The 11,815-nt window shown below is 47.4% G+C and carries 9 protein-coding genes and 1 tRNA gene; 6 read left to right on the forward strand and 4 right to left on the reverse strand.

The genetic code is table 11. The features are described 5' to 3' along the window. Window positions 1–37: 37 nt before the first annotated feature. Window positions 38–766: an rRNA adenine N(6)-methyltransferase family protein gene (locus tag J5A52_03455; protein ID QUB37179.1), complete on the reverse strand. Its 729-nt coding sequence runs from the start codon at window positions 764–766 to the stop codon at window positions 38–40. An 81-nt stretch (window positions 767–847) separates the two neighbouring features. Here J5A52_03455 and J5A52_03460 point away from each other — a divergent pair, with 81 nt between their 5' ends. Further along, the gene (locus J5A52_03460) at window positions 848–3,247 is read left to right on the forward strand and encodes a phosphoketolase family protein (protein QUB37180.1); all 2,400 of its coding nucleotides are present in this window, start codon (window positions 848–850) and stop codon (window positions 3,245–3,247) included. Here the strand turns inward: J5A52_03460 and J5A52_03465 are convergent. Both J5A52_03465 and J5A52_03470 read right to left on the reverse strand, forming a co-directional pair. After that, window positions 3,244–3,975: a 1-acyl-sn-glycerol-3-phosphate acyltransferase gene (locus tag J5A52_03465; GenBank protein ID QUB37181.1), complete on the reverse strand. Its 732-nt coding sequence runs from the start codon at window positions 3,973–3,975 to the stop codon at window positions 3,244–3,246. The genes J5A52_03460 and J5A52_03465 overlap by 4 nt on opposite strands. Next, on the reverse strand, window positions 3,975–4,550 hold the full coding sequence (locus tag J5A52_03470; GenBank protein QUB37182.1) for a hypothetical protein: 576 nt from the start codon (window positions 4,548–4,550) through the stop codon (window positions 3,975–3,977). Before J5A52_03470 ends, J5A52_03465 begins: the two co-directional genes overlap by 1 nt. Window positions 4,551–4,659: 109 nt before the next feature. Here J5A52_03470 and J5A52_03475 point away from each other — a divergent pair, with 109 nt between their 5' ends. Both J5A52_03475 and J5A52_03480 read left to right on the forward strand, forming a co-directional pair. Beyond that, on the forward strand, window positions 4,660–6,006 hold the full coding sequence (locus tag J5A52_03475; protein QUB37183.1) for a class I SAM-dependent RNA methyltransferase: 1,347 nt from the start codon (window positions 4,660–4,662) through the stop codon (window positions 6,004–6,006). Between the two features lie 208 nt (window positions 6,007–6,214). Continuing rightward, window positions 6,215–7,030: a hypothetical protein gene (locus J5A52_03480; protein QUB37184.1), complete on the forward strand. Its 816-nt coding sequence runs from the start codon at window positions 6,215–6,217 to the stop codon at window positions 7,028–7,030. Between the two features lie 137 nt (window positions 7,031–7,167). On the opposite strand, the gene J5A52_03485 is transcribed toward J5A52_03480, so the two are convergent. Beyond that, on the reverse strand, window positions 7,168–8,298 hold the full coding sequence (locus J5A52_03485) for a hypothetical protein (GenBank protein QUB37185.1): 1,131 nt from the start codon (window positions 8,296–8,298) through the stop codon (window positions 7,168–7,170). A 202-nt stretch (window positions 8,299–8,500) separates the two neighbouring features. Between J5A52_03485 and J5A52_03490 the strand changes: the two genes are divergently transcribed. The 3 genes from J5A52_03490 to J5A52_03500 all read left to right on the forward strand — a co-directional run bounded on the left by J5A52_03490 (window position 8,501) and on the right by J5A52_03500 (window position 11,679). Further along, window positions 8,501–8,587, forward strand: a tRNA-Leu gene (locus J5A52_03490). A 567-nt stretch (window positions 8,588–9,154) separates the two neighbouring features. Continuing rightward, window positions 9,155–9,652, forward strand: a complete 498-nt coding sequence (locus J5A52_03495; GenBank protein ID QUB37186.1) for a 2'-5' RNA ligase family protein — start codon at window positions 9,155–9,157, stop codon at window positions 9,650–9,652. 698 nt (window positions 9,653–10,350) lie between these two features. Next, on the forward strand, window positions 10,351–11,679 hold the full coding sequence (locus J5A52_03500) for a sortase (GenBank protein ID QUB37187.1): 1,329 nt from the start codon (window positions 10,351–10,353) through the stop codon (window positions 11,677–11,679). Window positions 11,680–11,815: the final 136 nt, after the last annotated feature.

The raw sequence follows: 11,815 nt of genomic DNA on the forward strand, positions 1-11,815 counted from the left end.
AAACCCAATTGTCCTATCGCGACATTCAGCCTTTGGATTAGTCGATCATGCCTGCCTCTACGGATTTCGAAAAACACGCTAGCCACTGCTGAGTATCTAGCTGCGAAGGCTTCAAATCACCATGATACAACCGCCGAAACGCTCGCGAATCATGGTAGCAATTGTAAACAAACGCACTAAAATTGCGCGCTAGAGCAGGATCAAGCAATGGTTCAGCACGTAGCTTCAGCTCCAATAGCACCGTATCAACCGCAGGCGGCGGCGTGAAATCACTGCGACGCAGCGGACGGCGAATCCGCACCGCCCACCATGGCGCCAATGCTTGTCCGAGTGCACTATGAAAATGCGCTGAGTCCAGCACTAACTTCTGAGCAAACTGCTTTTGCACAATCAAGTATATCGCGCGGGGTGGGGTATCAGCAAATGCTAGCTTTGCGACGATCTTTGAACTCAAAGAAAAAGGAATATTCGCAAAAACCTTATATGGCTCACGCGGTAACTCAGCGCGCAAAAAATCCTGTGCTACGATTTTCACGTTGCCATAACGCGCCATATTACGCCGCAAAAGTATAAGCGCTTGTGACTCGTTTTCATATGCTATCACACACGCCGCCCGACGCGCCAATACCGCTGAAATCGCGCCACTGCCTGCGCCAATGTCAATCACTGTGTCGCGCCGGCGGATATTGCTGTGCCCAACTAACTCGCCGATTAGTCGCGAACCGCGCAAGAAATGCTGCCCATGAGTTGCTACACGCCGTTTCATAGCGCCATTATACTATTATTATCGCTACAAGCTACAGCCCATCTAGCCAAAACTAACCATAAGCTTTATAATACAGTCAATATGAAGACACACGATAAACAATCTATCAAACAATATTTGCGTGCGGTTGATTACCTGACTGTGGCGCAAATCTTTCTAGCAGAAAACCATCTACTCAGCCGCGACGTTACATTTGACGACGTAAAATCGCGCATTTTAGGACACTGGGGCAGTGGACCGGGGATTAATTTCGCATACGCGCACCTCAGCTACTTCGCAAAACAACACGATCAAGATGCTATGTTTGTGCTTGGTCCAGGACATGGGTTCCCGGCGCTACAAGCCAACTTGTTCCTTGAAGGCACACTCGGGCATTTTGATCAAAGCATGCAACCGAATCTCGCCGGCATCCGCAAACTGTGCCGTGAATTTAGCTGGCCTTACGGATTTCCTAGCCATTCAAACCCTGAAACACCCGGCGTCATTCTAGAGGGTGGGGAGCTTGGCTACGCACTTAGCACGAGCTATGGTGCCGCGATGGATAATCCCAACCTACTAGTAGCATGCTTAATAGGAGACGGTGAAGCGGAAACCGGTCCAACCGCTGGCGCATGGCATTTGAACAAGCTATTCAATCCGCGCAAGGACGGTGTCGTACTGCCGATTCTTCATCTCAACGGCTACAAAATTTCCGCGCCAACTGTATTCGGGCGTATGAGCAATTACGAACTAATGACATTATTCAGCGGCTACGGTTACGAACCTCGTATTGTCGACGCGACAAAAGAAGGTGTTGACCCGCACGACGAGATGGCGGCAGCGCTTGAATGGGCGCATGCGCTCGTTGCGGAAATTCGCGCTAGCAGCGACAAAATTGCACCACGCATGCCGATGATTGTTATGCGCACGCTCAAGGGATGGACAGGACCAAAAGAAGTTGAGGGCAATAAAATTGAAGGAAATTGCCTAGCACATCAGACCGTACTCAGCGAGGCAAAGTCCGACCCTGAACAACTGAAGATATTAAACCACTGGCTAAAGAGCTATAAGTTTAACGAACTGTTTAGCGAGCTCACCGGATTTGGAGACTTCGTAGGCGATATTTTGCCAAGCACGCCTGAAAAACGCCTCGGTATGAGTAAACACGCGCACGGCGGCGATGGTGTTTATAAACCGCTCATATTACCGAATGTCAACGACTTCGCCGAAGATGCCGAAACGCCCGGTACAATCGGCTCAAGCAGTATGCGACGCGCCGGTGCCTATTTAGCAGAGGTCTTCCGCCAAAATGCTGACAACAAAAATTTTCGTTTCATGAGTCCAGACGAAACATACTCAAATAAACTTGATGAAATCTTCCAAGCTACCAGCCGCAGCTGGCAGTGGCCGATCATGAGCTGGGATAAGGATCTCTCGCAAGACGGGCGCGTCATGGAGATGCTCAGCGAGCACAATATGCAAGGTCTAATGCAGGGCTACGTCTTAACTGGTCGCCACGCAATGTTCGCAAGCTACGAGGCATTCTTGCAAGTTGTCTCAAGCATGGTTGATCAATATGCTAAATTCCTCACACAAAGCCGTAGCGTTGCTTGGCGCGGCACGATTCCGAGCCTGAATTATATTCTCACATCAAGCGGCTGGCGGCAAGATCACAACGGCTTCAGCCATCAAAACCCTGGCTTTATTGATGACATTCTGCGCCGCCAAAGCAACTTTTCGAACGTTTATTTTCCATCAGACGGCAATGTCACGCTCGTATGCCTTGAAGAAATGTTATCAAGCGTACGTCAAATCAACGCGCTCGTTGCCGGTAAAACGCTTGAGCCACGCTGGCTATCAACCGAATTAGCACGCCAGCAGGTCAGCGAAGGTTTGATGATTTGGGATTTCGCTAGCGATGAAAACCCAGATATCGTAATGGCAGCTTGCGGCGACTACCCGACAAAGGAAACGATGGCAGCAATTGATATCATCAAAACCGAATGTCCGGCGGCAAAAATCCGCTGCGTTAATGTGTCCAGCCTAACAACCATGGGACTTGGTACGCTACGCAATGTTGCAACGCAAAAGAAATTCGACGAGATCTTTACGCACGATAAACCAGTCATTTTCAATTTCCACGGCTATCCGCAAACACTTAAGTCGATTCTATTCAACTATGACGTGCATTCGCACCGCTTTGACATTCGCGGTTACAAGGAGATCGGCAGCACAACGACACCATTTGACATGCACGTACGCAATGAGACTAGTCGTTACGATCTCGCGATCGCTGCGCTGCGGCAACTCGGACGGTGCGGTATCATGCCGTTTGAAGAGGCTGAACACCGCGCTGCAATCTACCAAGCGAAAATCGATGAAAACACCGCTTATATCAAAACAAACGGCGTTGATTTACCAGAGATTGACGCCTGGGTGTGGCCAGCAGCGCGCGGCGAAGCGCAAACCGCTGAAGAAGCGTGGCACGGGCAAACGAACTAAACAGGTATTTCTTCACCGTTTTCAAGCACGATTGTATGTCTTGGCCTCAATGAAATACGCTCGTCAACGTATGGCAACCCAGCGAGATTTGCTGTTTCGCGCATTGCTATATCAACAACGTGCTGTAGGACGCGGCGTTTCTGCGTGCTATCATTAGTATTCTTAAACACTTCATAGTCTGTCTCGTATTCGATTGGTGCACCAATCGTAACATCAATTGGCTTATCGTTTGGCGTAAGAGAATCCAAGTCATCCATTGCCACGTCCCGGCTAATGCCAACCGGCAGTAGATCTACGTCGACACCACAATCACGCGCCGCTAAGAGCACCCGAGACGCGCCTGTTCTCCCTTTTGTAACGCGGTGCTCGCCAGTGTATGCACCCTCCGGAAAAACCAGCACAGACCAGCCATCTTGGATTGCTCGCACCGCCATATCAAGCCCGACTTCAACTCTATCGCGCCCGCCATGAACTTCAAGCGGAATGCCATACAGAGTCTGCTCAATAAGCCGCCGACGCGCTTTGTGCTCCTCTGTGTCACGCTTCCACATAAGCCGTGAGCTCATCACTACCTGGCAGGCTTCAGACAAAACGTACGGGACGGCAAATATATCAAGCAGGCTCGTGTGGTTTGCGACAATCAGAGATGGATTTTCGATATGTGCATCACCTTTAGCCTTAATTCTCATCTTTCGACCAATATCTTGCAATAGAGGCTTCTTTTCCATTACAACCTTTCTTGAATGTAATTTCTGACTATTTTTGCAACTCTGTCGTGCCCGCGTGGCGAAAAATGTAATCCGTCAGACAGCGGAAGCCTACCCAGCACAATCGTATCGCCCAGCTCGGTACGACGCGTTATTAGCTGCTGCTGTACCGCAAGCGACTTCGATGTAAATTCCGGCCCAGATGTATCGTCAACCGCAAACGGTGGCGGCAAAATATATACGACGCGCACACCACTAGCGCATTCAGCATACCATGTTAAATCAGCTATGATATCATCGGCCGCTCGGTGAAATCGTTGCTGCAAATCATTCGTACCGAGTGCAATAATCACCAAGTCGACGGGAAGTGCTGCATGTAAACATTCAACAAAATAATCGTGTCCATTTTTATGCGGCTTATCAGTACGAAAACTGCCTGCAACACGTCCACATACACCGTCAACAACAATATCCACCCGCCTGCGCAGCATACGGCGCACTTGATTCGCCCAGCGGCGACTATACGGTATGCGGCTTCCTCCAAAACGTGCACCCCATACATTTGAATCGCCATATATCAAAATTCGTTGCCTCATTCTCTGCGTAGCGCCCTACCTTTCACTCCAAATCATTATTTTTCCCATTGTAGCACAAACTCTAATAATCAAGCTTTTCAAGCCTCTGCAAAACCGGTAAGATAGGATAGTGAAACAGCCACGATACGAAACAGTGACGCTCGAAAAGATTGTCGGCGGCGGGCAAGCACTCGGAACGCTAAGCGATGGACGCAAATGCTTCGTGTGGGGTGGATTGCCAGACGAGACCGTGACATTTCGCGTAACAAAAAAGAAAGCGCATTTTGTTGAAGGTAGCGTCACCGAAGTCCTACACGCCTCGCCCGAGCGCATCGCACCGCGCGACGCCGATAGCTACCTGAGTACAAGCCCGTGGCAAATCATGACGTTTAGCGCCGAACAGCGCTACAAGGCAGCGCTGATTGAAGAAGCCTTTAAGCTGCATACTATTGTATTGCCGCACAAAATCAACGTGTATACTGATGGACGCGAATTTCAATACCGCAATAAGGTAGAATTTAGCTGGTTTAGCGAGAGAGCAGGCGAATCGTACCCCGATACGCTTGACCTCGCATTCTTCCGTCGTGGCAGCAAAGGCAAAATCATCGTCAATGAATGTAGTTTATTGCCGCCCGAAGTCATAGCGCTCGCGCATAGTGTCCGCGATATACTACGCCGCAAACATATATCTGCTCGCCAATTAAAAACATTACTCATTCGTAGCAATCAACAGGGAAGCTGCGTTTGGCAGCTGTACATAAAAGATAGACTAGCAGACGCCATTACGCACGAAGAGGCAGAGGCACTATCCGCGCAGGGCGGGGAAATCATCTATTCTGACCCACGCAGTCCAGCTAGCCGCATCACCGCACGCCTCGCAAAATTTGGCGTTACCACACTCACCGATACAATTCTTGGCACGCCATTTCGCTATGCTTGCGAGGGATTTTTTCAGGTAAATATACCTACATACGAGCAAGCTTTGCGTGATATACAAGAGTGGGTTTCCTATCCAAAATATACAACACTTGCTGGCAATAATTTCAACAGAAAGAGCCCCTCGGTGATTGACCTCTACGCCGGCGTCGGCACAATCGGACTGACCGTTGGCGGCGATAACGTCACGCTCATTGAAATCAACGAGTTCGCTGTCGCTGAAATGCAACGCAACATCGCCGCCCTCGGGCGCGCCAATGCCCGCGCCATCCTCGCCCCCAGCGAAAAAGCTCTCGACTTCATCACCCCTAACCACATTGTCATCGTCGACCCACCGCGCGCCGGATTACACGCTGACGTTGTCGCCAAATTGCTTGAAGCTACACCACCGCGTATTATCTATCTTAGCTGCAACCCTATCACTCAAGCTCGCGACATCGCCCTTCTTGCTAAGGAATATAGCATCCACACCCACCAGGGTTACAACTTTTTTCCACGCACGCCGCATATCGAGCATCTCGTCGTATTAGATAGAAAATAGGAAGAATCACACAATCTCCTCAAAACCCGATAGAGCTAACCGCTATAAACGACTGCCTCACCTAGCAATTCAATCAGTGCTGTTACTTATCCTTCATAATGTTTAATGCTGCGTAGGCCAAGCTTAGCGAGATTAATGTCGTAAGAATTATTCTATTAAGGAGTGTGGCACGTTGCCTATCTGTACGGCAGCGTGCGATAATTATCATATGACAAATCAGAAAACTACTGTATCGTATTGGCGCAAACAGGAAAAAACTAAACCGTTATTTCCCGATATTGAATGGGCGAAACCAGAGCAGCGAGCGCAACGCGGACGCCTAGGGCTTGTTGGCGGCAATAAACTCGGTTTCGCAGGCGTCGCCGAGGCATATCAAACTGCGCTGAACACCGGAGCGGGAGAGGTTCATGTCGTACTGCCAGACGCGCTGAAACGTTCAATTCCTTCCACCATGGCTAATGTTATCTTTGCGCCAAGCAATCCAAGCGGCAGTTTGGCTCGCGGCGCTATCAACGAACTACGCGCGCTTGGCAGCTGGAGCACAGGATTACTACTCGCAGGCGATGCTGGGCGCAATAGTGAAACCGCCATCGTCTATAGCGATCTGCTTAGTAAATACGATGGTTCGCTTGTTGTCACGCGCGACGCAGTTGACCTAGTACGCAACGATGCTGAGGCAATCGCCACCCGCCCGCGTACAGTGCTCGTACTAAGCTTTGCGCAGCTACAAAAATTATTCCGCGAATTGTATTATCCTAAAATTCTGACATTTAGCATGCCTCTGCTGCAACTGGTTGAAACGCTGCATAAATTTACCATCACATACCCACTGACGATCGTAACATTGCACCGCGATACGCTCATCATTGCGCATGGCGGCGAAGTTGTAACGACCGATTGGCACGACCCGATGCGCGTATGGCGGGGCGAAACCGCTGCGCGCGCTGCGACCTATCTATTGTGGACGCCGAGTCAGCCACTTGAAGCTATCACAACAAGTGTCGCCGCACAATCCGTATTATAGTATCTCCAAACAGAGCAGACTAAAACGATAAGCACCGACCGTAAAGGGAGAAAGTAGTTACACTTACTTCACGCATCATTCCAACAAAAATACCCGGGGAGATATATCCCCGGGTATTTCGTTTGGTACAGATTTGTTTATTGTAGTTGGCGGCGACTCATGACGTATGCGGTAGCGACGGCGGCTAAGCTGCCTAGGCCAACCAGCGGAGCGACCATGCTGCCCAGACCAGTGTGCGGCAATTCATTCGGCGGAGTTGTTGGTGTTTCGCACTTCGACATGTCAGTTGTGTACTCGTCGTTCAGATCACTCTTCTTGACTGTCACGATTGACTTATCCTTGATGCGGCAAACCTTCACATTTTCACAGTCCGACAAGTTCTTTGAATGCTTCTCTTGGTTAAACTCGCTTTGTTTGATAGTAACGATGTTACCAGTTTTCAGTTCACAGACTTGCATCTTTTCACAGTCCGACAAGTTCTTTGAATGCTTTTTGCTGTCGAATTCGCTTTCGCGGATCGTGACAATCGTGCTGCTTTCAAGCTCGCAGACTTGGATTTGTTTACAGTCGTTTACGTCTTTCGAGTATTTCTTGCTATCAAACTCTTTTTCTTTGATCGTAACGATTTTGTAGCTCGTTAGGTCACAGACTTGGATTTGTTTACAGTCGTTTATGTCTTTCGAGTAGCGGTTACTGTCAAACTCGTTCTCTTTAATCGTAACAATTTTATTTGTTGTTAGGTCACAGACTTGGATGTTCTTGTACTGATAGGTTGCAAAACCCCAGACCGGATTACCACAGTCCTTAATCACCGCAGCGATAAACTTGCCATAGCTGTCAAACCAGACGAATGCTTCAAAGTGATCATAGAGGAAGCTGTTGCCAACCTCAAACATATAGTACGTATGGCCGTCAACCGTGTCTGGACCACGCGATGCACCTGGGTAACGCGTATTACGCTGGATTGTACGAGCGCCTGTTGCAACCGTTTGACCGTCAACGACGACACGGCCATCCCTATAGACCGTACCTGTTTTCATACCGGTACCGTTTATCATAGAATCATTGATATAGTATCGGTTGTAAAGCGTCTTCATGTGGCTACTGCCATAGTACGTGTCTTTCAACGACTGATGCGTTGGCGTACCACACTCTACAACGTTAATGTATCCATCACAGACAGCATGTGCCGGCAACGCATACCAGATACCGGCAGCAACCGCGACGCTCGCGACCGCTCCGATAACAATTTTCTTTAGGCTTATCATTACTTCCTCCTTTTACGCCTCTGTACCTCACATTAGCTTATGGTTCCATAATAGCACAATCTTTATTTATTGTCAATAATAATACATAAAAATAAGCGGAATTCAATAACTTTTAGCTTTCTTAGGCAACTTTAGGCAAGACTTTCGGTAAAAATTCGCCAAAAAAGATGGCATATGCTATACTTACGTAGACAATTTCTACGCCGCGGTGGTGGAATTGGTAGACACGTTAGACTCAAAATCTGATGTCCGTATGGACGTGCCGGTTCAAGTCCGGCCCGCGGTACCAATGAAGATGTTCCAGACAGTACGATCTTAAAAGCTCGTTGACCTCTGGAATTTTTTCATTTTTACATATTTCACAAAATATTCTATACTATGTATTTCAAGATTATTAGCATATCAACGCTTCCTTTCGTTTTTGGTCGTTTTTACGAGTATATAAATTTAGTTTGTTGCTCCAACTTCAATGAATCACCCTCCATGCGTATTCAAAAGCTAGAGTGCTTCTTCCAAGAGAAAGGGCACCCGTACACCGAGCGTAACCTTGCAACCTTGCGCAAGCTGCAATCCCTTCGTTCCTAACGCTATGCACCGTGGCGTCCGGCTGATTACCGCGAACACTTAACAGGATATTGAATTAGCGCAGTAACAGGAAGTAGATCCACAATCTTTTAGTATCGCTCAATGCGATGCTGACTAACCTTACTGAGTTTTTTGCGGTTGATCAAGATTTAGCGTGGAATCGTAAGCAAAAATTGCTTATTTTCTCTAAAAAAATAGAATTTGAGGCTGCTTAACAGAGATAGATAAAGTACAATAAGAAATGAATGAAGTTAACAAAAGTGTCTAACTAATGCAGCAATTCACCCAAAAATATACCATCATTCAACTCTTTAAAGATATACCTGAAGGTACGCAATTTTCAGCAAGCAATTGGCCACTCCATGTAACCATAGCGGATACCTTTGCGATTGATTGGGATGTGCCAACCATGGTAGAAAAGCTTACCCAATTATTAAGCTCTCGTACATCAGCAACCTCAGTCGTTGAAAATGATAGATTCTTTGGCGATCAAAGACAGGTGCGGGTAGCCTTACTCAAGAAAACTGACGATTTAGTAAAACTTCACCAAGATGTCATCAAGGTACTTGAACGGGGTGGCTGGAAACCAAATGACCCGCAGTTTGCGAAAGAAGGATTCTTGCCACACTCAACCGTACAAAAACACACCCGCTTAAATAAAGGTGATGAAGTGATATTTAACGCGCTAACTATCATCGATATGTTTCCTGGCGAAAACCCATATCAGCGGAGAGTTATCAAGACAATCAAAATCAGCGATGCCGGATAGCCTATAACTTCCTTGATTATTGCTTTATAACCAAGGAAGTTTTCTAAAGCTATAGGCGAACAATTAAAATCTCGCATAGAGACAACCCAGTCCGAACAAAAACTAAAAGGCCTACTTATTAACCAACTCAAGTAGCCTAGAGTTACTAAAAATACAGAGAAACAAAAAACTATCCAACAAAACAAAGAGCTGGAGGCAATTACGATAGTATGAGCGTTGATTTTGTGTGAACTGCGCTTAATGCCGCTACGTGATTACCGAATTTTGCATATTGCCAATTGCATCTAATACTTGATTGTAGTAATTACTGTCATATTCATTAGGGTTTCGGGTATTTATGACAACTTCCACGCCGTGATAGTGTAGTTTGGCAAAAAACGGATAGAAGTATTTTCATCCTCTTTTCAGTGATAAAAGATCTTTCAATAATCGCTCTTCATTCTTACTATTCATCAAGCTGCACATAGAATGCCATTAAAACGTGCCCTGACTGAAAAGGGCGCTCTTACCGAACAGCTCCACGACAGGTCAATGTAAAATACCGCGAACGTAGCGATAAATTTTACCTAAGGCGAAGTTTTTATTTTTACCTAAGAATAAGCGGTCTAGCCCGTGCTGTACGTGTATTCAATGGTGTATCGTTAGCAACCAATCACTTTTGTGTTCATGCCCCAAATACGCTATACTATGACACATATATGAACGATGATCGATCCTCGTTATCGGTGCCGTCACGGCAGTCTACAGACGCCGATATTTCTGATAATCCTGCGCAAAAACAAGCAGCAGACATTGTTCGCGAACAAATCAATGCAATCTATCAAAATGATCCGTACGCAACCGGCACAATACCGAGTAAGACCGCTCCGGCAACATCAAAATCAACAAACCAATCTACACATGGCTATGCCCAGCCAACCGGCACCGTCGCGCAAACGCAAGCACTTTCACAGCAACGCGTCATGCCAGGGCCAGGCGCAGTCAACACGCACGAGGATAATCCATACAGCCGAACACTCAGCCACGATTCACCACTCAAGACCCAGGACAACTCATGGCAAAAATATCACACCGCCTGGCAATCGTATTATCAGCAATACTATGAACGGTACTACATCTCGCAAGTAGCAGCCGCTAAAAAATCACTTAACGACCAAGCAAAAATCCATCGCACCGCTGCCGAGGAGCTTCGCGCGATTGAAAACACGGAAGCACTTACACCACATGAAGCAATCAATGACTTGCGTGATTCATTACGACACAAAATCAGAAAACGTGCGGCAAAAGTGCGCAAGAGTCGTAATTTCGTACCAATTATGGCAGCCCTCGGCGTGCTGCTCGTATTTTTGTTTTTGCAATACAACCGTGTCTTATTTGCATATGTTGAAGCGTATGTTGCGCCAGGGGCGATGGATCCAGAATCAATTATTGTGTCATCAAACGCAGAGACGCCTGTATCCGCCGATCCAAAGCTTATTATCCCAAAAATTGCCGTAGATGAACCAATTGTCTGGGATGCCGATGCATCCAGCCAAAGCTCCCTCAATGCCGCTATGGCGCGTGGTGTAGTGTGGTTTAATATACAAGGTGCAAACGCTCGCCCAGGCGAACGAGGCAATTTCGTCGTATCAGGTCACTCTTCAAACGACTGGCTTGATAGCGGTAATCACAAGTTTGTCTTTGCGCGGCTTGAGAGAATGGCGGCCGGCGATGTTGTCTACGTTAATTACAACAGCAAACGCTACACATACAAGATCACACGCACGCAGGTCGTCAAACCAACTGACGTGAGTGCGCTCCAAATCGGTAGCGACAAGCCGTATATCACACTCATCACATGCGTACCGCTTGGCACGGCACTCAATCGGTTGCTAGTATTTGGCGAGCAAATTAGTCCAAATCCAGACGAGACAGCAACGTCCACGGCGACAAACAAACCTGCGGCTAATAATACTAACTCCGCTAAGAAGATGCCCGCGAATTCGCCAACATTCATTGAACGGCTATTTGGCATTGGCGCGCGGTAGGCGACGAAATAAAGAAAGACCATGAAGCAAACAGGCTTTACAAAAGTTAGTTACGCGCAATAATGTATTTGTTAGTGACGCAGCCATGCTTGATGTCGATAGCAAACACAGATGATCTGTCGCTAGCGAAAAATCA

It is taken from the genome of TM7 phylum sp. oral taxon 349 (assembly GCA_018127705.1).
In the GTDB taxonomy this organism is placed as follows: domain Bacteria; phylum Patescibacteriota; class Saccharimonadia; order Saccharimonadales; family Saccharimonadaceae; genus Saccharimonas.